This window comes from Gordonia sp. BP-119, from assembly GCF_016924115.1.
In the GTDB taxonomy this organism is placed as follows: domain Bacteria; phylum Actinomycetota; class Actinomycetes; order Mycobacteriales; family Mycobacteriaceae; genus Gordonia; species Gordonia hongkongensis.
Genome location: NZ_JAFFZF010000046.1, coordinates 1 through 25301, shown reverse-complemented (window position 1 = coordinate 25301; position 25301 = coordinate 1). Strand labels below are relative to the sequence as shown.

General features: G+C 61.3%; 25 protein-coding genes and 2 pseudogenes. 23 read left to right on the top strand and 4 right to left on the bottom strand.

Annotation, left to right across the window (positions count from 1 at the left end):
- Window positions 1-68: 68 nt before the first annotated feature.
- The 14 genes and pseudogenes from JW364_RS20635 to JW364_RS20570 all read left to right on the top strand — a co-directional run.
- A pseudogene (locus tag JW364_RS20635) lies at window positions 69-293 on the top strand (ATP-binding protein); the annotation flags it as partial.
- 372 nt (window positions 294-665) lie between these two features.
- Complete coding sequence (locus JW364_RS20630; protein WP_035756051.1) at window positions 666-1406, top strand: ABC transporter permease; 741 nt, start codon at window positions 666-668, stop codon at window positions 1404-1406.
- Window positions 1407-1416: 10 nt separating this feature from the next.
- Window positions 1417-2280, top strand: a complete 864-nt coding sequence (locus tag JW364_RS20625; RefSeq protein ID WP_205334198.1) for an ABC transporter permease — start codon at window positions 1417-1419, stop codon at window positions 2278-2280.
- Window positions 2281-2289: 9 nt separating this feature from the next.
- Complete coding sequence (locus JW364_RS20620) at window positions 2290-3324, top strand: MlaD family protein (RefSeq protein ID WP_205334197.1); 1035 nt, start codon at window positions 2290-2292, stop codon at window positions 3322-3324.
- Entirely contained in the window at window positions 3321-4328 is a 1008-nt protein-coding gene (locus JW364_RS20615) for an MlaD family protein (protein WP_205334196.1), read from the top strand. The genes JW364_RS20620 and JW364_RS20615 overlap by 4 nt, the downstream gene beginning before the upstream one ends.
- Window positions 4325-5320 (top strand): MlaD family protein, encoded by a 996-nt coding sequence (locus tag JW364_RS20610; protein ID WP_205334195.1) that lies wholly within the window; start codon window positions 4325-4327, stop codon window positions 5318-5320. Before JW364_RS20615 ends, JW364_RS20610 begins: the two co-directional genes overlap by 4 nt.
- Window positions 5314-6363, top strand: a complete 1050-nt coding sequence (locus JW364_RS20605) for an MlaD family protein (RefSeq protein WP_205334194.1) — start codon at window positions 5314-5316, stop codon at window positions 6361-6363. Before JW364_RS20610 ends, JW364_RS20605 begins: the two co-directional genes overlap by 7 nt.
- Entirely contained in the window at window positions 6363-7400 is a 1038-nt protein-coding gene (locus JW364_RS20600) for an MlaD family protein (RefSeq protein WP_205334193.1), read from the top strand. Before JW364_RS20605 ends, JW364_RS20600 begins: the two co-directional genes overlap by 1 nt.
- The gene (locus JW364_RS20595; protein WP_307814816.1) at window positions 7397-8356 is read left to right on the top strand and encodes an MlaD family protein; all 960 of its coding nucleotides are present in this window, start codon (window positions 7397-7399) and stop codon (window positions 8354-8356) included. The genes JW364_RS20600 and JW364_RS20595 overlap by 4 nt, the downstream gene beginning before the upstream one ends.
- A 48-nt stretch (window positions 8357-8404) precedes the next feature.
- Window positions 8405-9091 carry a hypothetical protein gene (locus tag JW364_RS20590; protein ID WP_231381059.1) on the top strand — a complete coding sequence of 229 codons (687 nt, stop codon included), beginning with the start codon at window positions 8405-8407 and terminating at the stop codon, window positions 9089-9091.
- A gap of 453 nt (window positions 9092-9544) precedes the next feature.
- Window positions 9545-9826, top strand: coding sequence for a transposase (locus JW364_RS20585; RefSeq protein WP_004023647.1), 282 nt, complete (start codon window positions 9545-9547; stop codon window positions 9824-9826).
- A 113-nt stretch (window positions 9827-9939) separates the two neighbouring features.
- Window positions 9940-10110, top strand: coding sequence for an IS3 family transposase (locus tag JW364_RS20580; RefSeq protein ID WP_155225535.1), 171 nt, complete (start codon window positions 9940-9942; stop codon window positions 10108-10110).
- 45 nt (window positions 10111-10155) lie between these two features.
- Window positions 10156-11457, top strand: coding sequence for an IS21 family transposase (gene istA, locus JW364_RS20575; protein ID WP_168699673.1), 1302 nt, complete (start codon window positions 10156-10158; stop codon window positions 11455-11457).
- 6 nt (window positions 11458-11463) lie between these two features.
- Window positions 11464-11613, top strand: a complete 150-nt coding sequence (locus JW364_RS20570) for a hypothetical protein (protein WP_230461843.1) — start codon at window positions 11464-11466, stop codon at window positions 11611-11613.
- Between the two features lie 9 nt (window positions 11614-11622).
- Here the strand turns inward: JW364_RS20570 and JW364_RS20565 are convergent.
- Window positions 11623-12788 (bottom strand): IS3 family transposase gene (locus JW364_RS20565; protein WP_085948641.1). Its coding sequence is split into 2 segments (ribosomal slippage): window positions 11623-12501 and window positions 12504-12788, totalling 1164 coding nucleotides; the frame shifts between segments, so codons are not numbered across the junction.
- A 188-nt stretch (window positions 12789-12976) separates the two neighbouring features.
- Between JW364_RS20565 and JW364_RS24685 the strand changes: the two are divergent.
- Together JW364_RS24685 and JW364_RS20555 are read left to right on the top strand one after the other, a co-directional pair.
- Window positions 12977-13207: pseudogene (locus JW364_RS24685) on the top strand (transposase family protein); the annotation flags it as partial.
- 37 nt (window positions 13208-13244) lie between these two features.
- Window positions 13245-13511 carry an integrase core domain-containing protein gene (locus JW364_RS20555; RefSeq protein WP_196813071.1) on the top strand — a complete coding sequence of 89 codons (267 nt, stop codon included), beginning with the start codon at window positions 13245-13247 and terminating at the stop codon, window positions 13509-13511.
- Window positions 13512-13778: 267 nt separating this feature from the next.
- On the opposite strand, the gene JW364_RS20550 is transcribed toward JW364_RS20555, so the two are convergent.
- A complete protein-coding gene (locus tag JW364_RS20550) occupies window positions 13779-16883 on the bottom strand; it encodes an RND family transporter (RefSeq protein WP_240199397.1) in 3105 nt (1034 codons plus the stop codon).
- Between the two features lie 42 nt (window positions 16884-16925).
- Window positions 16926-17267, bottom strand: a complete 342-nt coding sequence (locus JW364_RS20545; protein WP_006361213.1) for a DUF4873 domain-containing protein — start codon at window positions 17265-17267, stop codon at window positions 16926-16928.
- A gap of 133 nt (window positions 17268-17400) precedes the next feature.
- Between JW364_RS20545 and JW364_RS20540 the strand changes: the two genes are divergently transcribed.
- The 6 genes from JW364_RS20540 to JW364_RS20515 all read left to right on the top strand — a co-directional run bounded on the left by JW364_RS20540 (window position 17401) and on the right by JW364_RS20515 (window position 23783).
- The gene (locus JW364_RS20540) at window positions 17401-18369 is read left to right on the top strand and encodes a diiron oxygenase (RefSeq protein WP_006361212.1); all 969 of its coding nucleotides are present in this window, start codon (window positions 17401-17403) and stop codon (window positions 18367-18369) included.
- Between the two features lie 158 nt (window positions 18370-18527).
- Entirely contained in the window at window positions 18528-20051 is a 1524-nt protein-coding gene (locus JW364_RS20535) for an NAD(P)/FAD-dependent oxidoreductase (RefSeq protein ID WP_006361211.1), read from the top strand.
- Between the two features lie 39 nt (window positions 20052-20090).
- On the top strand, window positions 20091-20960 hold the full coding sequence (locus JW364_RS20530) for an SDR family oxidoreductase (protein WP_035756058.1): 870 nt from the start codon (window positions 20091-20093) through the stop codon (window positions 20958-20960).
- Complete coding sequence (locus JW364_RS20525) at window positions 20957-22027, top strand: ferredoxin--NADP reductase (protein ID WP_035756060.1); 1071 nt, start codon at window positions 20957-20959, stop codon at window positions 22025-22027. Before JW364_RS20530 ends, JW364_RS20525 begins: the two co-directional genes overlap by 4 nt.
- 4 nt (window positions 22028-22031) lie before the next feature.
- Entirely contained in the window at window positions 22032-22949 is a 918-nt protein-coding gene (locus JW364_RS20520; protein ID WP_205334201.1) for an alpha/beta fold hydrolase, read from the top strand.
- An 81-nt stretch (window positions 22950-23030) separates the two neighbouring features.
- Complete coding sequence (locus JW364_RS20515) at window positions 23031-23783, top strand: TetR/AcrR family transcriptional regulator (RefSeq protein ID WP_205334192.1); 753 nt, start codon at window positions 23031-23033, stop codon at window positions 23781-23783.
- Between the two features lie 199 nt (window positions 23784-23982).
- Here JW364_RS20515 and JW364_RS20510 read toward each other — a convergent pair whose 3' ends face one another.
- The gene (locus JW364_RS20510) at window positions 23983-24264 is read right to left on the bottom strand and encodes a hypothetical protein (protein ID WP_374100861.1); all 282 of its coding nucleotides are present in this window, start codon (window positions 24262-24264) and stop codon (window positions 23983-23985) included.
- 151 nt (window positions 24265-24415) lie between these two features.
- Between JW364_RS20510 and istA (JW364_RS20505) the strand changes: the two genes are divergently transcribed.
- Window positions 24416-25301 (top strand): IS21 family transposase (gene istA, locus JW364_RS20505; RefSeq protein ID WP_205334191.1); only part of this gene is annotated, 886 nt, incomplete at its 3' end.

The window sequence follows — 25301 nt, the reverse complement described above, 5'->3', positions numbered from 1 at the left end:
TATTCCGCACACACCCCGGTGCGTATGGCCCTGGACTATTCTGCCCGAGCACATTGCGCACACGCGGATCCGATAATCTCTACGACCTGGTCTCCGACCGGGCAATCGCCGGCAAACCGCTGATCCTGACCAGCAACAGAGCGCCCAAAGACTGGTACCCCCTGTTTCCCAATCCGGTCGTCGCCGAATCACTGCTCGACCGGCTCATCAACACCAGCCACCAGATCCTTATGGACGGCCCGTCCTACCGCCCCCGTAAACGACCCGGACCGCCCGCCAAGAAGACCACCTGACCCCGACCGACCTGCTCAGCTACGCTGGCCCCAAGCACGCTCGAGCATGGGGAATTACCTGACGGAGACCCCTGAGGAATTACGTGACCGTCGACAAATAACGAACTCGGAGCAGACCTGCGAGCCCCGCAGAGCCACTGCCGCACATAGGGACGGGCCGGACGCGTCATCGAGGGTCAACAGGGCCGGTGTTCCGTCGTGCCGGCTGGTCAATTCGGGCAGAAGTATCCAAACCGCGAATGGGGTACTGCAATACCTGGTACTGTGCGAACACCCATCGCGGAGGGCTGTTCAGCAAGGTGAAGGAGAATCAGTATCGCTACGGAACTTGCTGGTCGTGCGACAGACAGTCTTGCGACCTTCGGAAACACGATTGCCCTCGCCGGCCAGGCATTACGGTGGGCCGTGCACGACATTGTCACCGGACGGTTTCCTTTCCGGGAGGTCGTTGTACAGACCTGGTTCGTCATCACCGTCACGACGTTGCCGGCGATCCTGGTGGCGATTCCGTTCGGCGTTATCGTCTCGGTGCAGGTCGGAAGTCTGACCCAGCAGGTCGGGGCCACGTCCATCGCCGGCGCCGCTGGTGGACTCGGGATCATTCAGCAGGGGGCACCGATCGTCACAGCCCTTCTGCTCGGTGGTGCGGCAGGGTCAGCCATCGCCTCTGACCTCGGCGCACGCACCGTCCGTGAAGAAATCGATGCCATGGAAACTCTTGGACTCAATCCGACCCGTCGAGTCGTCGCACCGCGGTTCGTTGCGGTTCTCATCGTCGCTCCAATGTTGTGCATGCTGATCGTGTTTACCGGTCTCGTGGCCGGCTACATCCTGAGCGTCAACGTCCAGGGCATCACGCCCGGAAGTTACGTCGCCTCGTTCGCCTCGTTCGCCTCGTCGGCGGACATCCTGGTGGCACTGATCAAGTCATTGGTGTTCGGTCTCGTGGTCGTGGCGATCGCATGTCACCGGGGTCTGTCCACGAAAGGCGGCCCGAAGGGTGTGGCCCAATCTGTCAACGCCACCGTGGTCCTGGGGGTGGTGGCGTGCTTCGTCATCAACGTGGTCATCACCCAGCTGACAATCATGTTCGTCCCGCAGACCATCGGATGACGGAGAACACGTGACCGCAGTACCATCCACCCGTTTCACTTCGGTCACTCGTCCGATCGTGCGTTCTGTGACGCCCCTCGCCGAAGTCCCCGCACAACTCGGGCACATCACCACGTTCATCATCGACACCGTCGCAGGAATTCGTCACGTCGCGACCACCTATCGACGACAGACGCTCTTGTACATACAGGAGTTTGCCTGGGGACGAGGCGCTGTTCTGGTCGGCGGGGGTACCGCAGTCGTGCTGGTCATTCTCGGAATGGCTGTCGGGGCATCTATCGGCATCCAGGGTTACGCCTCGCTGGACCTGGTGGGGATGGGGTCTCTTACCGGGTTCATCTCGTCATACGCCAACACTCGGGAGTTGGCACCGATGATCGCTGCGATCGGCTTTGCGGCCCAGGCCGGCTGTCGCCTCACTGCGGAGATCGGTTCGATGCGCATCGCCGAAGAGATCGACGCACTCGAATCGATGGCGGTGCGGCCGATTCCATACGTCGTCAGCACACGCGTGGTCGCAGCGATCACCACCATCATCCCGCTCTACATCGTGACGCTGATACTAAGTTTCGCCGCGGCCAAGCTGGTCGTCATCCTGCTACACGGCCAGTCAGGTGGCACCTACGACTTCTATTTCAATGCGTTCCTCAAACCGCAGGATCTGGTGTTCTCGGTCATCAAGGTCCTCATTTTCGTAGTATCGGTCGTCATCATCCACAGCTACCAGGGTTACTACGCCAGCGGCGGAGCAGAAGGCGTCGGCCGCGCGTCTGGTCGAGCGATCCGCAGCAGTCTCATCATCATCGTCGTGGAGGACATGATCTTGACCCTGTTGATGTGGGGTTTCGATTCGGGCGTCCAGATTTCGGGCTAGGAGTTTCAAGTGGCTGTATTTCAAGATCCATCAGGACGCGCGCCCTCACTGGCGAACTTGACCCTGCGCGGGATCGGGGTTCTCGTCGTAGTGACGGTTGCCGGCTATCTTCTGGCGGGCAACGCGACCGGAAAATATGAAGACAACACGACAGTGACGATCACCACCGACGCGATTGGTGACGGGCTGAAGGGCGGATCGGAGGTGAAGTATCGGGGCTTCACGGTGGGCAAGGTGTCCTCGGTGTCGGGGCGCGACCAAAGTGTAAATGTGAAAATCGAGCTCACCGGAGCTAACGACGACATCCGGTTGCGTCAGGGCCTGGCCGTGAATTACACGTCCGCCAGCGCGCTGGGGCCAACGGCACTGGAGATTGTCGACCCCGGACGGGGAGAGTTAATCGGTGATGGCGGCAGTGTCTATGTCAACAAGCAGCAGTCCGAACAAACGTCGGTATCGACCCTGATTCGAAAACTCTCGAAGCTGGTCGATGCTCTCGATCAGCCGGCGTTCAATTCTGTGGTGAAGTTTGTCGTCGATGATTCCCAAACGTTTGCCGACGCCGGCAAGCTCATGTTCCAGATCGCGCAGCTCACTCGGGACGTTCAACAGCGTCCAGTGGGCCAGGATTTGGCGATCGCAGCAGACCTGTCCCAGGGTGTAGCCGATTTCATGACGCCGTTCGTTCCGGGCATCATCATAAACGTCGACGTCGCTGACTTCTTCGCCACCGACGAGGCCATCAAACAGGCCATAGGCAACCTCAACAGCTACAACGAGTTTCTGTTCGGGGGACTAGGACTGTTGAGCGAAAACTACCCGGCGTTGAGTTCACTACTGGACGTCGGCCTCGATCTGGCGAGGCCGGTCGCCAGATCGGCATCGGGACTCGCGCAGACCATTTACACCATCCCGCAGATCCTGGACAGCATCGACAACGCCACGCCGCAAGTCGGCGAGCGAGTACAACTTCAGGTCGCCCTGGTAGTGCAGACGTCACCTGCGCTGCAGAGCGCGCTTGCAGCAGGAGGACCAAGAAGATGAAGCTCAAGTCGTTAACTCCCACCATCGTCAAGATCGTCGCGTTCGCCGCAGTCATCGGCGTTCTCACCTACGTGATCATCGCCATCCTCGAACCCAGCTCGGACGGACCGAGTTCTGAACGATCTGCGGTCTTCTCCGATGCATCCGGGCTCAAGCCTCGCGACGGTGTGCGGTTGGCGGGAGTCAAGGTCGGATATGTGACGGCGATCGACCTGAAAGGGCCCACCGCGGTCGTTCATTTCCAACTGAACAACGACGTCGCGATCACGTCGAGCACTACCGCCGCCGTGAGGTATCAGAATCTTCTCGGACAGCGATATGTCGAATTGATCGGTGCGGCACAGGGAAAGACACAGGGGGCGGCGCTTACACAGGTGGCGCTCGACAAGACCGTTCCCTCATTTGATGTGTCCACCTTGTTCAACGGGTTCAAGCCGGTGTTCGACACGCTTAACGCCGACGAGATCAATGAACTGCAGTCCAACTTGTTGCGCGTTGCTCAAGGTGATGGGAGGGGTATATCGCCTGTTCTGGAGCAGGTCGCCAACATCACCGCCTACGGGGACCAGCGGTCTGAGATCATCACGAATATTGTGACGAGCCTCGGCCAGGTCTCCGACCAACTCGAAGGCCGCTCGGCGCAGCTGGTCGAACTCGTCGACAAGCTGGGATCGATCGTCGACGAGTTCAGCCGCGTGAGTGACCGGTTGCGGGAGTCGCTAGGCGAGATCAACCGGTCCATGGAGAAAACTGTCATCGCCGGGGAGCAACTTGAGTCAACGTACGACCAGAGTTTCGCGGCGATCTATCAGCGTCTGGCGCGAGAACCCGGGGAGTTGGAGGGGCTACTGAATGGTGCGGTGCTGCTCAAGCCCCTTATGGACTCGCTGAACGCTTCGACGAATTCCACGCCGACTGAGGCGCAATGTTCGAAAGGCCTTCTGCCCCTGCCGGATACAGCTACGATTGCGCTTATGGGGCAACGATTGGTGGTGTGTAAGTGAGGTTGTTCAGTCGAAATCGATCGCATCACCAGTCCGAACGCAGACGCGACCTCATCGTCGCCGGTGTGGTGGTGGTGACCGTGGTGGTCGGTCTGGTAATCGCCGGGGCCGTGTATATCGCACCGCCCGGTCAAAAGGTGTACTCGGCGCAACTGGTCAACACCGGCGGGCTGGAGTCGGGTGATCAGGTGCGTATAGCGGGGATAAGACAGGGAACGGTGTCGTCGGTGGACCTCGCGGGAACGTTTATCACAGTCGAATTTCGACTCGACGACTCGGTGTCAGTCCGTTCGGATGCTACCGCAGCGGTTCGCCTGATCACGCCGATCGGCGGGCGAGTTCTGGATCTGGACCCAGGGTCAGGACCGACCGCGCTGTCGGGGGCGATCCCCCTTGTTCAGACATCGAGTACTTACGACATTTCGGACACGCTCGAGACGACGACGCCGGTGTTCCGCGATGTAAAGGGCGTCGATCTCCGTCAGACTGCGGCGCTGCTGCAGAATGCGTTCTCCGACGGCAACACAAACATTCCCGACGCACTGAGGAACACCAGCAGTTTGATGGAACTCTTAGAGCGACAGTACGGTCAGCTCGACAAAGCGGTCGCTCTATCGGATGAATACGTCAAAGCTTTCGCCGATCAAAAGCAGGTGCTGGTCGACTTTCTCCGTCAACTCAGCTTCGTTGCCAGGACGCTGGGACCTGATATCGAGAACGTCCGCGGCGGGTTCGACCTTCTCAGGCGTCTGTTCAAACTTCTCACGAGGCCGCTCGTGGCGTACCGCGATGGCATCGAACCGTCTGTCCAACAGTTCAAGACGCTCCTCGACAAGGTGTCGTCAGAGATGCCGGGCTACTCCAATGCCCTGACACAGATCGATCAGATCACTCAGCGCCTCGGCGTCCTCCTCCAGGCGCCGGTCGGTGCGTCGACTACCACAGAACCAGAGGTTCGTGTGTGCATTCCGAGTGGTGACGACAAATGTTGACTACATGGATCCGAAGACTGTTGCTCCTGATCGCCGTGGTGGTTGTGGTGGTCGCTAGTGTGGAAATAGGGGGGAGGGTGTCCGACGACACGCGCTCCCTGTGTGCCGAGTTCACCGACGCATCGGGCCTCTTCGAAGGCAACACAGTAGCCATGCTCGGCAAGAAGATAGGCAGCGTCGTCGGGGTGCAACAGAATAGTGATCAGTCCGGTGTAAGGATCGAAATGCGGATCGACAAGAGCGTGCCGCTGCCCGCCGACGTCGGCGCGACTATGGTGTCGACATCCATCGTGACCGAACGTCAAATCGAGTTCACCAAGCCGTACTCCGGTGGAGCCCGATACGAGACGAATCAGTGCATTCCGTTGAGTAAGACGAGAACCCCGCTGGGAATCAGTCAGACGCTCGACTCGATCAGCAACTTGTCCGAGGACCTGGTCAAGGACAACGGCAGGAACACCGACGCGATCTTGCAGTCCCTCGAGCTCGTCTCCCGCAATCTGGAAGGAACGCAGGGCGACGTGGCCGGGATCATCAAGGACTCAGCCACGCTCATCAACGACCCGGCCAAGCGGGATGGACAGATTCGCAGGATCGTCGGGAACCTCGCAACACTGACGGGGGTGGCAACCGAGAACGACAAAGAGCTGACCGCCCTCTTCGACAACTTCGTCGGTGCCATCGAGGTCATCATCGCGTACGGCCAGACCTTCGGCGCGGCAGTCGAGTACGCGGGGACGTTCGTACCGATCCTCTCGCGGCTCGCAACAGATTTCGGTCCCCCGATATTCGCGATCGGTGATGCTGCCGTTCCGCTCATCGCCGACATGGGAGAGCAGCCGGACATGATGGCAGCAGTAGCAGCCCGCACGGCAGACCTCATCGTGAAACACCCCGATGCCAAGTCAATTGTGCAGGCGTTCGCAGTGTCGCTGCCTTTGCGAAGCCTCGTCAGTAGCTGCGCCGCGCCGGTGGCAAACGGCGTCTGCAGGTCCAGCGATGCATCAAGGACGATCGCCGGGATGATGGGGGGAGGGGCCTGATGATCTCAGTCAACCGGGCACGCCTCGGACCCACGATAGTCGCACTGATGGCAACGATAGTTTTCGTAACATCGTGTGGGATCAACGCCGACAATCCGCCGACGATAGCGACCTCCGACGCGGACGGCTACGACATCCAGATGGAGTTCACCAGCGCACTCAACCTGCCAGCCCTCGCAAAAGTCCTCTCAGAGGGGCTCAGCGTCGGAACCGTCGAGAATGTCACGTACGAGAACGGGCATGCGGTCGTCAAAGCTCGCATCGATAACAAGACTCAGCTGCCGGCCGAATCGCGAGCCGAGCTACGTCAGGACACTCTCCTTGGTGAGATCTACGTTTCCATCCTTCCCCCAGCCGAGCCGTCGACGGGTGCCTTGCTGCGGTCGGGTTCGGTGATCCCGCTGGCACGGACCGAGCCGGCAGCAAATGTCGAGGACGTCATGCGCGGAATGGCGAATGTCCTCGGCGGCGGTGAACTCGACAAGATCCACACCGCCATCTCGACATTGAACACCACGTTCCCCAAGGACCCGCAGCAATTCGACGCCCTGTATCAGACAACGCTGGAGACCGTCTCGGAGGTCTCCTCGAATACCGACAAACTCGACGTAGTGTTGAGGTCGGCTGATCAGACTCTGAAAGTGATCTTGGACGATCCGTCGGGAATCGACCGGATGCTGACCAAGGGCGGACGCAACTTTTCTGGCCTCGGCCAGTCCCTGATCGAGGTCGCGTTACTCATCGCCAACTCGCGTGATTTCGCTGTGTCCGCGGGCAGGATCGTGGATCCGGAGTACTTACGGATCAAGGAGTCAGTGGCCGGGATCGCCCCGGTGATCGATTCGATCGCCAACTCCGACATCTACTCGAAGTCCGTCACGGAGCAGGCAACGAGCGTCATCCGCGACAAACTCATTCCATTCGTGCGGTCGCCCGACATCAACCTCTCGGACATCTCCATCGATGGTCGGGACCTAGCGCGGCGTGACGCCGAATCCTTCATAACCGTGTTGAGATCAATCGGAATGATGCCGTGAACCGCAGCAGCACGCTCATATCGATACTGGCTCTCGCCGTCGTGTTCGTCGTAGGGCTCGGCTACCTCGTCGTCGGCGTGGCACACATCAACCCCACCCGCTCCGAGTACTCGTTAACCGCCATCATCGACAGCTCAGGCGGTCTGCTGGACACATCGCCGGTGATGGTGCGGGGGGTACCCGTCGGAAAGGTGTCCTCGATCAACGTCGCGGATTCGGCAATTAAGGTCGAGATGACGATCGATTCCGACCACAAGATCCCCCAGGACAGCGAGATGTCTATCCAGAATCTGTCGCTCGCGGGGGAACAGTACATCAACTTCGTGCCCGCGGGCACGGCAACCGGTGGGTACTTCGATAACGGAGACGTGGTGCCCGCGGACGCGGTGCACGTGTCGCAATCGGTGCCCCAGGTGTTGCCGAAGATGGCTGCGGTGGCAGATGGGCTCGACCCGGAATCGATCGAGTCCATCAACAAGACCGTCGCCGAGGCCGTCGCAGGACGGCAGGGAGACCTCGACATGATCGGCGACATGATGCACCGTCTAGTCGATTTCGTCGGCAAAGATGGGTCCGTCCGGGTGACCGCGGACAACGCCGAGTTCCTGCTCGGCCTCTTGTCCAATGTCGGGGACGTCCTCACTACGGCATCTGTACGCACCCCTGACGCCGTGAACGGATTTGCGCGGCTTCAACGGGCGTTCATCAGGTTCACAACCACCTCGTACGACAAGTGGCCTCCCGTGTTGAAGCTTGTGGAAAAGCTCAACGGCTATATTCAGATCCTGCAGCCGGATCTGCTGACGATCACCCGGGCGGTGAAACCGGCGACCGAGAAAGTCGCCGACACATACGTCGACTTCGGGTCGATCGGCGACCTCCTCGGCCGAACTTTCCCGGCGTCGCGACCAGGTCGCGCCGAGGTCCCCGTCACCGTGTCGCCGCCACTACGGTGACGCCCCGTCCGCAAGCGACTGTCACCGTAAGTACACAGAAGGTCCCACATGACAAATGACGAGCAGACCAGACCGCCTACTGAGGCCACTGAGGTCGAGGGCGGCGCGGCAGCAGCGACGACGGATGGCGATCTGCTGGTGGACGAGAACGCCAAAACCGCTTCCGTAGCCGCGACGGGGGTTGACGACAGCGACGTCGACCCCCCCTCGCCGAGTGGGCGTCGCTGGTCAGTATGGCCGCGATCACGTGCTGCCGTGGTCGTTTCGGCCGTGATCGTGGTGCTCGCTGTGCTGGTCGGCGTGTTCGCCTACCTCTACCTCGAGGCCGACGACGCGAAGTCGGTATTGGAAAACGACGCCGCGCAACGGGCTGCGGCGGCGGAGGCCGCCTCGGATTACACGACCAAGTCCCTGACCTACAGCTATCAGAACACCGACGCCTTTTTTGCGGCGGTCAAGGAGAACGCAGGTGAGGCGCTCGTCAAGCGTTACGACGAGGTTCGACCGACGCTGACGCAGATCATGCAGCAGGCCCAGGTGCAGGCGTCGGGACGCGTGCTGGCCACCAGCGTCACTGGTGAAACCGACGGCGAGTACACGGTGATGGTCTTCGCGAGCCAGAAGACGCAGAACGTGCAGAACCCGCAACCGAGTGAACTGCCGACGTTGTTGAAGGTGGTCGTGTCGAAAACGGCTGGGGGCTGGCAGATCCAGGACTATGGCCCAGCAGAATAAGGCGGCTGTGCCGCAGAAGGAGTTCCCATGAAGAACACGATGCAGGACGGTCACCTTTGACGGTGACGTCGATTCTCCGCCACGTCGCGACCGAATGACGCCGTAAGACAAGGTGATCACCTACGGGCGGAAACGAACCGGCTCGAGCCGTACTGGTCCCTTGAGGGACGATGCGGGTCAACTGACCAATGCTCTTGGGTAGCACCGGTGTTGGCGACGATGACCGTGTCGCCACTTTGCTGTGGAACCTCTTGGAGGCGCGTACGCTGCAGTTCCGTTCAAGGTGCCGTCCTGCGCACCCTGAACGTTGCGGTTGTCTCAGCGTCCGACTTGAGCTCATCGGCGAACCACGCTGAGGACCGGCGGGCCATTGGCGTGTCCCCCGTGAACCGGTCCGGGTGGTTCTAGAGTCCTGATTGCCCCGTTGAGGGCGGAGAAGGGACGATGAGGATCATGGCGGGACGGAAGCGTCACTCGGCCGAGGACATCGTGCGCAAGTTGCGCCGAGCCGATGAACTGGCGGCGGAGGGCAAGAACGGCGAGGAGATCGCCGCCGACCTCGAGGTATCGGCGGCCACCTTGTACAACTGGCGCCGCCAGTACGGCGGCATGGACGCTGATGCTGCCAAAGAGCTCAAGGAGCTGCGCGAGCAGAACGGCCGGCTCAAGCGGCTGCTCGCCGACGCCGAGTTGGAGAAAGACGCGCTGCGGGAGATCGCCAAGGGAAAATTCTGAGCCCAACCGCCAAACGCGCCGCGATCGACATGCTCAAAGACGTGAAGAGCGTGTCAGAACGTATGGCGTGCAGGGTTGTTGGGCTCTCTCGGTCTGCCTACCGCCGTGTGCCGTTGGCGCAAACTCCGGCCGACCCGGACGCTGGCCTGCGTGCACAGCTACGCACCTACGCCCGCAAGCACCCTAGGCACGGGTTCCGGCGGGCGTGGGCACACCTGCGGTTCGACGACGGCATCGAGGTGAACAAGAAGAAGGTGCACCTGTTGACGACGCCTGAAAACTGACCCCCTGACGACGGGTGAATTTTGACCCCCCGTCTTGTTAGGAGGGTGATTTCAGTGGAGCAGTGGGCGGAGATCCGCCGTTTGCATCGCAGCGAGGGTGTGCCGATCAAGGAGATCGCGCGTCGGTTGGGGGTGGCGCGAAATACGGTCCGGGCGGCGTTGGCCTCAGATACGGCCCCGAGCTACTCGCGGCCGTCGAAGGGGTCGGCGGTGGATGCGTTCGAACCGCAGATCCGGGCGTTGTTGCGGGAGTATCCGACGATGCCGGCGACGGTGATCGCGCAGCGGATTGGGTGGTCGAGGTCGTTGACGGTCCTCAAGGATCGGGTGCGGGTGATTCGCCCGGAGTTCCGCGGGGTGGATCCCGCTGATCGGGTGATCTATCAACCCGGCGGGTGCTCGCAATGGGATCTGTGGTTCCCCGACTACCGAATCCCGGTGGGCCACAACCAGTTGTCGATGTTGCCGGTGTTGGTGATGACGTTGGCGTTCTCCCGGTACCGCTCGGCGGTGATGATCCCCTCGCGCCAGGGCGGAGACATCCTCGCCGGGATGTGGTTGCTGCTGTCGCAGCTGGGTGCGGTGACCCGCAAGCTGGTGTGGGACCGCGAATCCGCGATCGGCGGCAAGGGCAAGCCCACGGCGCTGGCGGCAGGATTCGTGGGCAGTCTGGGCACTCGACTCGAGCTGGCACCACCGTGCGATCCCGAATACAAGGGCATGGTCGAACGCAACAACCGGTTCTTCGAGACCTCATTTCTGCCGGGCCGCCATTTCGCCTCGCCAGCCGACTTCACCGCCCAGTTCGATCGTTGGCTGGCCGATTACGCCAACACCCGGGTGGTGCGCTCGATTGGTGATCGACGCCCCTGTGACGTGCTCACCGAGGACCTGGCGCAGATGGCGACGCTGCCGCCGAGTGCACCACAAGTCGGGTTGAGCACTCGGGTGCGGCTGGGCCGCGACTACTACGTGCGCGTGGCCGGCAACGACTACTCGGTGCACCCCTCAGTGATCGGCCGGTTTGTCGACATCACCGCCGATCTACACCGGGTGCGGATCGCGTGCGGCGAGGTCACCGTCGCCGACCATGACCGCAGCTGGGCCAACCACGTCACCATCGCCGACGCACAGCACGTGCGGGCGGCTAAAGAATTGCGCCGCGACTACCGCAACCAACAGCTGCAGAACCGGGCCCGCAATGCCGCGCGCGTACGCACCCACCCCGACGGCCACGAGGTGCCCATCAGAGCGCTACCCGACTACGACGACCTGTTCGGGGTGCACTTCGCCACCCCGCCACCAGGCGGACTCACACCCACCGCATCCACTATCACTGAAGGATGAAACACCATGTCTGACAATTCGATCGGCAAACATATCGAGTTCGCCGCACGGGCGTTGAAGATGCCCACCATCCGCCGCTGCTGGGCCGAGCTGGCTGAGCGGGCACGCGCCGAGAACTGGACCCACGAGCAATGGGCCTGGTGCACGGATAGGTGACAGGGTTAGTCACGCGGCCTGAGGGGCCTCGTGGTTGATGATGGTCTCGAATTCAATGGGGGTCAATCTGCCGAGGCGGTCCTGTCGTCTGCGGCGGTGGTAGGTCCGTTCGATCCAGTGCACGATGGCGGCCCGGAGCTCGTCTCTGGTGGCCCAGGATCGACGGTCGAGGACGTTGTTCTGTAGCAGCGAGAAGAAGCTCTCCATCGCCGCGTTGTCACCACACGCACCGACCCTGCCCATCGACCCGAGCATGCCGTGCCGGGTGATGGCCTTCTGCATCTTCTTCGAACGAAATTGAGACCCTCTATCGCTGTGCAGAACGCAGCCGGCCACGTCCCCTCGCCTGGCGACAGCGCTGTTCAGGGCGGCCACGGCCAGGCGGGACTTCATTCTCGAGTCGATCGAGTACCCGACGATCCGGCCCGAGTAGACGTCCTTGATCGCGCACAGGTACAGCTTGCCCTCGGCCGTCCAGTGCTCGGTGATGTCGGTCAGCCACAGCTCGTTGGGGCCGGGCGCGGTGAAGTCTCTCTTGACGAGATCGTCGTGTACAGGCGGGCCGGCCTTGCGGTGCTTGCCGCGGCCTCTCTTGCTGATGGTGCTGGTCCAGCCGCCGGCGGAGCAGATCCGCCACGCCGTCCGCCGGCACATCTTCTCGCCTGCGGCTTCGGCCTCGTCGGCGAGGTAGCGGTAGCCGAACTCCGGGTCTTCGCGGTGGGCGTCGAACAGGGCGTTGGCCCGGTACGCCTCGGCGAGCTCGGCGTCGGTGATCGGGTTCTTGCGCCACCGGTAGTAGGGCTGGCGAGCGATCTTGAGTACCCGACACGCCACCGTGACGGGGATGCCGTCAGCGGCCAGCTCACTCACGAGCGGGTACCACCTTTTCCCGGCAGATTCGCTTGGGACAGGTACGCCGCCGCCCGGCGTAAGACCTCGTTCTCCTGTTCAAGCAGGCGCACACGCCGCTTGGCCTCGCGCAGCTCACGCGATTCGGCCGACGTGGTGCCGGGCTTGATCCCGGCCTCCACGTCGGCCTTGCGGATCCACTTGTTCAGGGTCATCGGGTGGATACCGAAGTCGGCAGCGATCTGTTCGAGAGTCACACCGTCTTCACGGTTCTGGGCGACGCGGACAACGTCGTCGCGGAACTCCTGGGGATAGGGCTTGGGCACAGCTGGCATCCTTCCAGGCCGCCCGGCAGGGCAAGCCAGATCAGATGTCACCTACTCGTGCACCAGCCCCAAATTCAACCGTCGATAAAGGGTCAGTTTTCAGCCGCCGTTGACAGCACCGGCTGTGGAAGGAGGAGGGCCTGCAAGTCCGGCGGGCGCCGCGGCGTAAACGGGCCGGGCAATCCTCGGTGCCGATCGTGGCAGCGGATGCACCGAAAGTGGTGTGGGCATTGGACTTTCAATTCGACTCGACCGTGGATGGCAAGAAGGTCAAGATCGCATCAATGGTCGATGAACACACCCGGATGTCGTTGCTCAACATCGTGGATCGCTCGATCACCGCCGACCGGTTGATCGAGGAACTGGAGAAGACATTCGCGATCTGGGGTGGCCCACCCATGGTGCTACGCATGGACAATGGCCCTGAGTTCATCTCAGAAGCCCTCCAGACGTTCTGTGCAGGGGTCGGTAGGCATCTCCTACATTCCGCCCGGCACGCCGTGGAACAACGGGTTCATCGAGTCGTTCAACAACCGGTTGCGCGACGAGTGCCTGAACCGCAACTGCTGGCCCACCCTGCTCGAAGCCCGGGTGGTGATCGGCGACTTCAAAGACGACCACAACCACCGGCACCGCCATTCGGCGCTGGGCTACCAGACCCCGGCCGAGTACGCTGCCCGATGCACCCACCAGCACCACCCCGTGGGCTGCGAGATCGACTGACCGACAGCTAGAAGAAACCTGGCTCTAGAACTGCCTGGACCGGTTATCGGGGACCTGCCACCATCATCACTGATAGTTTCCTGGTGCCGTTGGTGGCAACCGGTCCCGCCGAGCATCGCACCCTGGATGTGGATCTTTCGTCGATTAGTCTGGTCGCCTGCGGTGGTGCGCCGGTGCGGCAAGTCGTTAATCGAGGGATTCGCCGACAGGTTCGTGCATGCAAATCCAAGCGTGGGGGATGACGGAAACCTCGCCGCTCGCCGCCGGTCAGTCGACCGTCACCCGGTGTCGCACCCGAAGCCCGCCCTCGGTGGAATCCGGCTCACCGGCCGGGCGGTGCACCCTCCCTGGCCACCAGCTCACCTCGCCGAACAATGCTGCCAGCGCAGGGACGACAATCGTGCGGACGAGAAAGGTGTCCAGGAGTAACCCGATACCGATGATGAAGCCGATCTGCACCATCACGTCGATCGATCCCAGCATGAGTCCGAACATGCTCGCCGCGAAGATCAAACCGGCCGAGGTGATGACCGAGCCGGTGTATGCGACGGTGCGTAGAACTCCGAGCCGGATATTGGCCACCGATTCCTCTCTGAGCCGGGAAACCAACAGCATGTTGTAGTCGGCCCCCACTGCCACTAGAACGATGAAAGACACCAGCGGGACCGGCCAGGCAATTTCATTGCCGAAAATGTGTTGCAGAACTAGGACACCGATGCCCAGAGCGGCTGCGTAGTTGAGAACGACAGTGGCCAGTAGATAGATCGGTGCGACGATCGCCCTGAGTAAGAGCATTAGGATCAGGCCGACTATCAGGATCGTTCCGAATCCGAGTAACTTGAAATCGTACGCCAGAAGTCGTTGGATGTCGGCGTTGATCGCCGGGAACCCGGCGACAGATGCGCGCGCACCCTGCAGCGTGGTGTTCGGCATGGCGTCCTCGGCCACCTTCGACAGACTGTTCGCCAACGTCATGGCATCCGCGGTATACGGATCGTAGGCGGTCTGCACTACAAAGCGAGCAGTCTTGCCATCCGGCGAGATGAACTGGCGCGCCACTTGGCTGAACTGTTGATCCTTGAACGCGTCGGCGGGTAGGTAGAACCCCGTTGCCGAGTCAGTGTTGCCGATGTCCCGGGCGGGCGCGCGTAGCTGGGCGGCCACTTGAGACAGGCCCGCCAGCAGCTGTACGTTGCTGTCCACCAATGCGCTCACACCGCCGGACAGCTGTCGGGCCCCGTCGGCGAGCGCTCGGACGCCCGTCTGGAGCTGTGACAACCGACTGCCGAGGTCCTGGCCGTTGATCGTCTGCAGAGCGGAGTCGAGGACGTTCAATGAGCTCTGCAACTGCGCGAGGTCCGCCGTTCCCGGGCCCTCGACTCCACCGAGCTGGGTAGCGAAGTCCGCGATACGACCGAGGGACTGGTTGTCGGCCAATGCGCGGATGTCCGAGGTCTGTGTCTGCAAGGCCGAACACTGCGGGATCTGGACGCACCAGGGAGCATCGAGTGCACTCAACGCCGGTGCGACGGCGTCGGCAGCCGACTGTGCTTGTCGTGCCACTCGAGACAGCTCGGGAGCTTGTTGGGAGAATTCATCAAGTGCGGGCGCCGCAGCAGCCAGCTGATCGACGAGCGGACGATACTGGCTGAGCTGCTCGCCGGCCGACGAGGCCTGCTCGAGCAACCCCGACAGCGGCGCGAGGTTGGTGGTGACCTGCTCGTTCAGCAGAGCAAGACCGTCGGCGAGTTGTGATGACCCGGTCTTTAGTAGGTCCAGGTCGCCCTTCCGTGACTGTGCGTCATCGGTCTGTTCGGTGATACCACTACCGATCTGGTCGTTCTGCCATGACAACTCAGCCTGCTCGAGCTTCTCGCCCGTCGGGCGGGTCACCCCGATGACGCGGGTGACGCCGGGCGTCTGCGCGACGCGCGACGCCATCTGTTCAAGATCGGCCAGTCCCTGGCCGGTGCGCATGTCTTCGTTCGACTCCACCAGAAGGAATTCGGAGATGATGGTGTCTTTGGGAAAGTGCCGGTTCAGCAGCGCGTATCCCTCGTTGCTTCCGGTGTCCGGCGGCTGACCTTCCCGATCGTCATAGGTGATTGTCATGGTGGTCGCGATGAGGCCGAGAGCGATCAGTGCCACCAGGCTCACCGCGAGCAGCGGGACCGGCCGCCGGATCACCCCCGTTCCCACCCGATGCCAGTACCGTCTGGTGAGGTCACGACGAGGTAGACCCGCGCCACGCTTTGCCGCGAACGACAGCACGGGGGGCAGCAAAGTGACGGTTGCCAGGAAGCCGAAGGCGATAGAGATCGCGCACGCCGGGCCGAGCGTGTTGAACACGCTGAGTTTGGCGAACGCCATCGCTAAGAAAGCAAAGGCAACTGTCGCTGCGGACGCGAGCACCACGCGACCGATCGTTGCGGTGGCGTTCGCAATGGCCACGTCAGGGGTATCGCCCGCCCGGATGCCCTCGTGATACCGGCTTATGAGGAATACGGAGTAGTCGACTCCGGCGCCGAAGATGATTACCGTCATGAACATCGAGGTGAATTGAGACACGGGCATGCCCAATTCGCCCAGACCCGAGAGCACCCCGCGGCCCACTGCCAGGCTCATGCCGACCACCAGCAGCGGCATGAGAGCGGTGAAGATCGATCGGTAGACGATCAGCAGGATCCCGGCGATCAACAGCACCGTGGCGAGCGTGATCACGACCAGATCGGTCTCACCCACCGCGAGCTGGTCGGTGAACGTGGCAGGTGGACCGGTCACCCGAACAATTGTGTCGGTACCACTGAAGATTTCGTTCGCGGTGTCACGGACCGCTTCCACGGCGTTGGCAGCGTCCGGTCCGCCCAACGTCCCGGTGACACCGATAGGCAGATACCACGCCTTCTTGTCTTTGCTCAGCGCCTGACTCTCCGTGAGCGGGTCGCCGAGCAGGTCGCGGACTGCGATGACGTGTTCCGTGTCCGCACGCAGTGCGGTCACCAATTCGTCATACCTGGCGCGGGTGGTGTCCGAGAAACCCCTGTCGTTCTCCATGGCGACGAAGACGGTGGTCTTGGCCCCCTTCTCATTGAACGCCTCACCCATCCGGTCGAGCGTCTGAAATGACGGTACGCCCGCGGGTATCGGGTCCACCGACTGCTGTCGGATCACGGACTCCAGCTGCGGGAATAGCACCGCTAAGCCGACCGCAACCACGACCCAGACCGACGCCACGAATCCCTTGCGCCGCAGCGTGAACCAGGCGACCTTTTCCAGTTGAGCGCTGTATTCACCGGTGCCGGCAGAACGCCTTGATGGACGGTTGTGAACGATCGACGACCTGGCCACGTACGAATTTCCTCTCGGACTCATTGGATTGGGGGAACGCCCCACAGGCGGCTCCGTGCGGGTCGGTCAGCTGTGATGTTCACTCTCTGCTATCGACTCCACGTCTTCGAGCGTGGTGGGGATGTGGTACGGCGGCCTGCTCGTGCCCGTAATGCGATAGCGGTCCCAGAAATCAGGATCGCCCACGACGCACTCGGCGCGGCCCTCTGGTGTCACGAAGACAGCAACCGTGCGCCTGCCCGCGAGGAGGGCGTCGAGCGCATCATTTTTGTCGATCCTGCCGTACCAGGTGTACAAGCCGTTGAGGGGCTGGAAATAGCCTTTGATTTTCACCCGGACAGCAATCTCCTTGCCGCGGCACACCAAGGTGCCCTCGCCGGAGTAGTCGAGATCGTGGTCGTCAGACACGTAAAGCTCACTTTCTTCACATCAAGCGTTGACAAAAGAACACACTGGCAGTGACACTAGCAGTATCGGGTACCCAGAGTATCGGGTATAGAGACGAGACTCAGCTCGGCCCGGAACACAACGGAGGTGTCACATGACCGTTCAGAATGTTGAGATCAAGCCCGACGTTTCGACGGAAGGGGTGTCGCGCGTCAGTGCCCGCAAGCCCGTCGACATGCAAAGGTCTGCCGGCCGACTCCTGCGGGCGGCGGCCGAAAAGTTCTACGACGCGGAGATCGACATCGATTGGGACTCGCCCTGGGAGGAGGGAAAGTACTTCCTGCCCGAGCATCGTGTCTCGCTCTACGGCACCAAGCTGTGGGAGAAAATGAGCGATGAGCAGAAGGTGGAACTCGGGCGCCATGAAATTGTCAGCATTCTCAGCTTCGGTATCTACGCAGAGAATCTGCTCAGCTCAGCGCTGCTCCGAATGTCTGCCAAAGGTGCCCTGACAGATCAAAGGGCCCTCTACGCCCTTAACGAGATCGGCGACGAGGCACGTCACTCGACGATGTTTGCCCGGTTGATCAACAAGACGGGACTGGCGCCGTACAAGTTGCCGAAGGGATTCTTGGGCTTCGCGAAGATTCTGCATTTTGTGCCTCTCGGCCCGTCTGTATCCGGCGCGACATTGCTCATCGAAGAGATACTCGACCGCGCTCAGCGTGAGGCGATGAATGACCCGAAAATGCAGCCGCAGCTGCGCCAGCTCATGAAGATCCACGTTCTCGAAGAGGCCCGCCACATCACCTTCGCGCGGCTGGAAATGGTGGAGGGGATGCAGCGTCGCGGACGCATCTCGCGCGCTTGGCATCGAGGCACGCTGGCGGTCATTGCGAACTTTGCGTACCCGTTGCTCATCAATCCGAAGGTGTACCCCGCTGTCGGAATCAACCGTCTGCGCGGGCTGTGGGCGCAGCAGACGAGCCCGAACTATCGCGTCAATTTGCAGTTCATGTCCGAGCCTATGATCCGGTTCTTCCACGAGGCCGGGATGATGGAGGGGAAATTCACGATGGCGATGTGGCGCGCAACGCGCAGCCTGCCCGACGATCTGCGCTAACACCCTCAGCCTGGCCCCCTCGGCCACTCGCCAACCCTCGACCCCACGTTCGGATGTCTCCGTTCGCGGGCTCGGGTGGATGACATTCTCACACCTGCGACGCGTTCCCGCGCCGTGCAGGTCCGTCTGCTGTATTTGATCAGGGAGCTTTTCACTCAATGCCGTCCTCCAACACCAAGCGCGCGGCGCGCGCCGCCACGGCGACAGACCCGGGAATAGCCGAGCCTATAATCACCAAGGTACTCATCATCGGCAGCGGATTTTCTGGGCTCGGTATGGCCGTGCAGCTCCGCCGGCGCGGGTATAGCGATTTCATCGTGCTGGAAAAGGCCGACTCTGTCGGTGGAACCTGGCGCGACAACACCTATCCAGGATGCGCATGCGACGTGCCGTCACTGATGTACTCCTACTCGTTCGAGAGCCGCGGTAGTTGGTCGAAGGTGTGGTCTTCGCAGCCCGAAATCGAGCAGTACCTGAAAGAGATCTCCGACAAGCGTGGTGTCACTCAGAAGATCCATTTTGGGCAGAAGTTGGTCTCCGGATACTGGAGCGAGTCCGAATCTCGGTGGCACCTGCGTACCGAGTCGGGCCGGGAGTACATCGCGCAGTACGTCGTGTCCGGTGTCGGCGCTCTGCACATCCCGAACTATCCGAACATCCCCGGAATCGATGAGTTCGCCGGCCAGGCATTCCATTCGGCAAAGTGGGACCACACGGTGGATCTCCAGGGCAAGCGGGTGGCCGTCATTGGCACCGGTGCCAGCGCGATTCAGTTCGTGCCATTCGTGCAGAAGGAGGCCGGCACACTCACGGTCTTCCAGCGAACCCCGGCTTGGGTACTTCCACGCAAGAACTTCGCGGTGCCGACGGCACTTCGGACCGTGCTCAGCAAGATCCCTATCACACGCCGCCTCGCTCGGTGGTCGGTCTACTGGGGCGCAGAGAGCCTGGCCTTCGGGCTCAACGGCCACTCCAACCTTATGCGACCAATCGAAAAAGTGGCGAAATGGAACATCGAGCGTTCTATCGCCGACCCTGAGCTACGCAGAAAGCTGATGCCGTCCTACCGCATCGGATGCAAACGCATCCTGGGATCGAACGACTACTACCCTGCACTCGCCGCGCCCAACACGACAGTGATCAGTGATCGGATTGAAAAGGTCACCGCGGATTCTATCGTCACCGCTGACGGCGTGTCACATCCTGTAGATGTGATCATTTACGCCACAGGGTTCCATGTCACAGACGGATTCGATCAACTCGCGCTCAAGGGCGCCCGGGGCGAAGACTTGCCGTCGCACTGGCACCGGACGGGCATCAACACCCACCTCGGCATCACCACCGAGGGCTTCCCGAACCTGTTCTTCCTGCTCGGGCCCAACACAGGTCTTGGACACAACTCTGTGGTGTTCATGATCGAGCAGCAGATCAAGTACATCATGAAGGCCATCGACGCCGTCGACAGTCGCGGAGCGCAGCGTGTAGATGTGCGGCCCGAGGTTCAAGAACACTTCAACAAGAACATTCAGCACAAGCTCGCCAAGGGGGTATGGACCAACGGCGGGTGTACGAGCTGGTATCTGGACTCGCAGGGTGTCAACCGTACGGTGTGGCCCGGGTTCACCTGGCAGTACTGGCGAGCGACGAAGGACTTCAAGCCCGCCGAGTACGAGATCGCCTGACAACCCAGCCGTAGGTCATCGAGAAGTGAGTATTCAACAGTGAGTAGTTCGACAACAGATAACTATGCGAACCAGGTCGCAGTCGTCACGGGAGCCGCCTCAGGGATCGGCCGGTCCCTTGCCCTCCAATTGGCCGGACGCGGGGCCAGCCTTTCCTTGTCCGACGTCGACGAGGTGCATCTCGCGGAGACGGCGGCTATGTGCCGTACCGCGCATCGGGCGAAAGTCGAGACCGCCGTGTTGGACGTGGCAGATCGTGCTGCCTTCCAGGATTACGCCGAAAGCGTCCAGTCATCTTTCGGGTGCGTGAACATGGTGTTCAACAACGCCGGCGTCGCCCTCGGCGCCGACGTTGTTGACATGTCTTGGGAGGACTTTGACTGGCTGATGGGTATCAACTTCGGTGGTGTCGTCAATGGGACGAAGGCGTTCCTGCCTTATCTGATCGCCTCCGGTGATGGTCATCTGGTGAATACCTCCAGCGTCTTCGGTCTGGTCGGTATTCCCAGTCAAAGTGCTTACAACGCCGCCAAGTTCGGTGTGCGTGGCTTCACCGAAGCGCTTCGCCAAGAGATGAAGATCAGTCGGCATCCGGTCACAGTGACATGCGTTCACCCCGGCGGCGTCAAGACAAATATCGTCAATAACGCTCGGGGTGTATCCGATATGGGGGCAGATACCGCCACCATTGCCACAATGTTCAACAGCATCGCCAGGACCACTCCGGAGAAAGCGGCGTCCACCATCCTCAAGGGAATGGACAAGAAGAAGCCCCGAGTGCTGATCGGCGCAGACGCACGGGGCTTCGACTTTGTCGCACGCGTTGTGGGTCCGCGCTACCAGGACATCTCTGCGCCTATCACCCGCGCGGGCTACGCCTTCGCTCGCAAGCGGGGAATCATCAAATGACCGTCGAGCAGGAGAATCGGCCGGGCACCACCGCGCGATCGCGGACGCTGACCGTGTCGGAGGTCGTGCAAGAGACCAAGGACTCGGTGAGCATCGCCTTCGAAGTGCCTGACGAGATCGTCGACGATTTCAAGCATCTACCCGGGCAGTTCATTACGCTGAAGATCCCGTCCGACCAGACGGGCCACGTCGCACGATGCTATTCGCTGAGCAGTTCACCTCATGTCGATGACTTCCGCCTCGAGATCGGGGTGAAGCGCACCGCTGGGGGATACGCGTCAAACTGGTTGTGCGACAACGTCTCCGTCGGCATGGAAATGACCGTACTGACGCCGTCGGGAAAGTTTACCGCTAAGAGCCTCGACGTCGACATGCTTTTCTTCGCCGGCGGAAGCGGCATCACGCCGATCCTGTCGCTGGTGAAGTCGGCACTGGTGTCGGGCAGTGGGGAAGTCGTCCTGTTCTACGCGAACCTTGACGCCGATTCGATCATGTACGAGCGCCAGCTTCAGCAGATCAGATCCGAATTCCCCGAGCGGTTCACTTTGGTCGACTGGCTTGAGTCGGAGAACGGGATCCCCACATCCGAGGCTGTCGAGAAGATTATTCGTGATCACAAGGGATCGGTGATCTTCACCTGCGGCCCTTCCCCCTTCATGGATCTGGTGGAAAGGTCTGCCACCGCGTGTGGAGTGGACCATTCGGATGTACATCGGGAGGTGTTCCAGTCGCTGGCGGGTGACCCGTTCGACACCGCCACACTGCGTCGACTCAGTGACGATGAGGGTGTAGCTACCGCCACGGTTTACCTCAACGGAGAGTGCATCACCACGGAGTGGCCACGTAACACGCCGCTGCTCGATGTGCTGCTCTCACGAGGGCACAACGCCCCGTACTCGTGTCGAGAGGGCGCATGCAGCGCGTGTGTGTGCAAGCTCATCGAGGGTGATGTCGACATGGTGCAGAACAACATCCTCGTCGACGATGACATTGAGGACGGTGAGCGACTCGCGTGCCAGGCACTTCCGCTCACCGACGCTGTGACGGTGAGCTTCGATGACCTCTGACTCGATGACCTCTGACTCTTCGGGAGCTGGCCTGTTGTCGCCGCGGTCGCGGGAGGTTCTCTCTAGTGACGGCACAAGGCTGTTCGTTGAGGAGTACGGGCTGGGTGATGATGCGCCGCTGTTGGTGTTCAGCCACGGGTGGGCTTGCCAGGGTCGGTTCTGGAGACCTCAGATCGAACACTTCGCCAACACACACCGTGTGGTGGTATATGACCAACGAGGACATGGCTGGAGTGACCGGGGTCGCGCCCCCTTCTCTTCGTCGTTGCTCGGCGACGATCTCGAGGCGGTCTTGCGCGCGGTCGTCACGTCGAGTCGTAAGGCCTTGGTGTCCGGTCACAGTATGGGCGGGATGTCCATCATGGGTTGGGCTGCCGAGCACCCGGAGTCGGTGCCCCTCCTAGCCCGTGGTGCCGTCTTGGCGAGCACTGGACCCTCCCAGTTGGTTAGCCGATCGACGTTAATAAGGTCGCCACGTCGATTCCGCGCCACACTGGAGCGAGCCTTCGCGGCTGGGCTCGCCATCGCGGGACCGGAGATGCTTGACACTCGTTTCAACCGACGGTTGGTAAAATACGGGACGATGGGTCCGCACGCGTCGGCCGACGTTATAGCGGAGTGTTCCGACATAGTGCTGCGTTGCCCACCTGCGGTGCGGGGAATGTGGGGAAAGGTCCTGGCCTCCATCGACGTCAGCAAAGGAGTCGACTCACTTGCGGTGCCGACGACGGTGATCGTGGGTTCTGCCGACAAGTTGACACCCGAGGTTCATTCCACTGATCTCGCCGAACGCCTGCAGCAGCGCGGTCGGTTGCACGATTTCGTGGTGTTGCCGCAGATCGGTCACATGATCAACATGGAGGCACCGAAAGATTTCAACGAAGCAGCGGCGCGATTGGACGCAGCCACGGTAGAAAGTTGACTCCTGAACCGTATCTATGACCGAATGCACATGAGCTGATGATCGCTTGGGGGAGGGACTTCCGGTATTGTTACTCCTAGAATGTCAGTCGTCCGCCGAGTTTCCTCCGCGCCATCTCAGGTGCAGCGCCGGGTGATGGATGCCCGTAGCACTCGTTGGGATGAACACCGAGTCGCGGTACGCGCACAGCTGGTCGACGCGGCCATACGGATCATCGAACGCTATGGCGCAAGCGTCAGCATGGACGACATCGCTGCGGAGGCAGGCGTATCTAAGCCGAAGCTGTACCGCTACTTCGGCGACAAAGCGGGCTTGAACGGGGCGGTGGCGGCAAAACTCGGTGCGTTGATGTGGGAGTCGGCGCAAGTCACAATCTTTGCTGAGCAAGATCATGCGTCTGTTGACGATATGATTCGCTCGTCGGTCCAGTCCTACGTCGCGCTGGTTGGGAAACACCCCGTGGTCGTCAGGTTCCTTATGGCGAATCACTTGTTTCAGTACTCCGGATCGGGAGATGGCGGAGTTGCTGACCAACTGAGGTCGGTGATGGAGGCCGTCGCCGACCGGTTCACTGAAAGTCTGCAGCGTGTTCACGCAGATGCCTCGATCATTCCCTTGGCCGTGGCGTCCATCCTGGGTTCTGGACTATCGGCGACTCAGTGGTGGATCGACAACGGTCGTGAGCAAGGGGTCAACGACAGCTATTTCGCCGCACACCTATCGGAGACAACGTGGGGAATAATCAACGGCGCGGCCGCAACCGTAGGCGTTGCCTTCTCACCTGATCTGCCATTTAGCCATCCCGGTTTCGCGTCCCGCCTCGAGATGAACTGACCCGCGTTTGCAGCTAGTTGCTGGCCCAGTGTGCCGCTGGCTCTGGATGTAATTCCGCCGCCGGCACCCCCGGTACGCAGCCATCGGACTACTCACGCCACAAGCTTTTCCCTCTTCGCCGAGGCGCCCCTGCACGTCAGCGAACTCGACGAGTAATCCTTTCATGGCACTGCATTAGAGTGAATGTCGGCGGTCACTGTCAGGCTTGCACGACTCGCCTGCCGAGGAACCCGACATATGCGACCACCCCAATCAAACCGTAAACGCGGGACCGGCTGTTGGAGAGGGCGAGGCCGATCAGGGTCTCACTTGCACCATTCGCGTAAGTCCATTCACGCGTGTTCTCGGGAAATGCAAGCTTGGTGATCGATTCAAAAGCCTGCGGAACAACAAAGTGCGCCAACCCTGTTCCCGCCATTCCCAAACCGATCAATTTCGGCAACACCGACGTCGTCGCCTTTCCGGTCTTGTCCATGGCCATGAGAAAGTCCCCACTGGTGGCCAGGTCGAGGTCCCCGCTGGTGGCCAGATAAAAGTCCCCACCCTGTGTTCGTCGTGTCGACCCGGAACTGAGGGCCCAGGCGATGACGGTGAAGGTGCCAACCGATCACCATCACCGCCTGGGAGTTCCATTGAAGTCTGCGAAGGACCGTATGGACATCATTTCTGCTTACCGAGAACTCGGAAGCTATCGCGCCGCAGCCGAGGTGTGCGGCACCACCCACAAGACCGTCAAACGTGTGGTCGACCGGTTCGAGGCCGACGATCAACCACCCGATCGCAAGGAACGGGCCCGCAACTACGACACCGTCGCCGAGCTGGTCGCCGAGCGAGTCGAGCGGTCACACGGCCGGATCACCGCCAAACGTCTGCTACCAGTAGCGCGAGCGGCGGGCTATGCAGGCTCGGCCCGCAACTTCCGTCGTCTCGTCGCCCAGGAGAAAACACAGTGGCGCCGTGATCACCATCGTGGGCGTCGCCCGGCAGTGTGGGCTCCGGGTGACTACCTGGTCATCGATTGGGCCGTGATCGGCGGCCTGCACATGTTCTGCGCGGTGTTGGCGTTCTCACGCTGGCGGTTCGTTCGGTTCGCCACCAATGAAACATCCACCACCACACTCGGATTCATCGCTGAAGCCTTTGAGGAGATCGGTGGAGTACCCAACAAGGTACTCGCTGATCGGATGGGCTGCCTCAAAGGTGGAGTCGTCGCCAACGTCGTCGTACCCACCCCCTCGTATGTGCGGTTTGCCACCCACTACGGGTTCGCCCCGGATTTCTGTCACGGCGCCGATCCGGAATCGAAAGGGATCGTGGAGAACCTCTGCGGGTACGCGCAGTCAGATCTGGCGCAACCGTTGTGGACCGAAGCCAAGATCGCCGCTGGTCGTGACGACGTGCAGCTGGATGTGCATCTGGCGAACCGGGCTGCGTGGGACTGGTGTGCCGAGGTCAACACTCGACGCCACAGCGATACGCTGACGGTGCCCACTGACCAGCTGGTGAGTGAACGGAAAG

Excerpts from the sequence above, each read along its gene's own strand:
- JW364_RS20600 (WP_205334193.1), top strand. The coding sequence starts at position 6,363 with ATGATCTCAGTCAACCGGGCACGCCTCGGACCCACGATAGTCGCACTG.
- JW364_RS20510 (WP_374100861.1), bottom strand. The coding sequence starts at position 24,264 with ATGGCCATGGACAAGACCGGAAAGGCGACGACGTCGGTGTTGCCGAAA.
- JW364_RS20535 (WP_006361211.1), top strand. The coding sequence starts at position 18,528 with ATGCCGTCCTCCAACACCAAGCGCGCGGCGCGCGCCGCCACGGCGACA.
- JW364_RS20540 (WP_006361212.1), top strand. The coding sequence starts at position 17,401 with ATGACCGTTCAGAATGTTGAGATCAAGCCCGACGTTTCGACGGAAGGG.
- JW364_RS20615 (WP_205334196.1), top strand. The coding sequence starts at position 3,321 with ATGAAGCTCAAGTCGTTAACTCCCACCATCGTCAAGATCGTCGCGTTC.
- JW364_RS20590 (WP_231381059.1), top strand. The coding sequence starts at position 8,405 with ATGACAAATGACGAGCAGACCAGACCGCCTACTGAGGCCACTGAGGTC.
- JW364_RS20570 (WP_230461843.1), top strand. The coding sequence starts at position 11,464 with ATGTCTGACAATTCGATCGGCAAACATATCGAGTTCGCCGCACGGGCG.
- JW364_RS20520 (WP_205334201.1), top strand. The coding sequence starts at position 22,032 with ATGACCTCTGACTCTTCGGGAGCTGGCCTGTTGTCGCCGCGGTCGCGG.
- JW364_RS20515 (WP_205334192.1), top strand. The coding sequence starts at position 23,031 with ATGTCAGTCGTCCGCCGAGTTTCCTCCGCGCCATCTCAGGTGCAGCGC.
- JW364_RS20585 (WP_004023647.1), top strand. The coding sequence starts at position 9,545 with ATGGCGGGACGGAAGCGTCACTCGGCCGAGGACATCGTGCGCAAGTTG.
- JW364_RS20550 (WP_240199397.1), bottom strand. The coding sequence starts at position 16,883 with ATGAGTCCGAGAGGAAATTCGTACGTGGCCAGGTCGTCGATCGTTCAC.
- JW364_RS20605 (WP_205334194.1), top strand. The coding sequence starts at position 5,314 with ATGTTGACTACATGGATCCGAAGACTGTTGCTCCTGATCGCCGTGGTG.
- JW364_RS20525 (WP_035756060.1), top strand. The coding sequence starts at position 20,957 with ATGACCGTCGAGCAGGAGAATCGGCCGGGCACCACCGCGCGATCGCGG.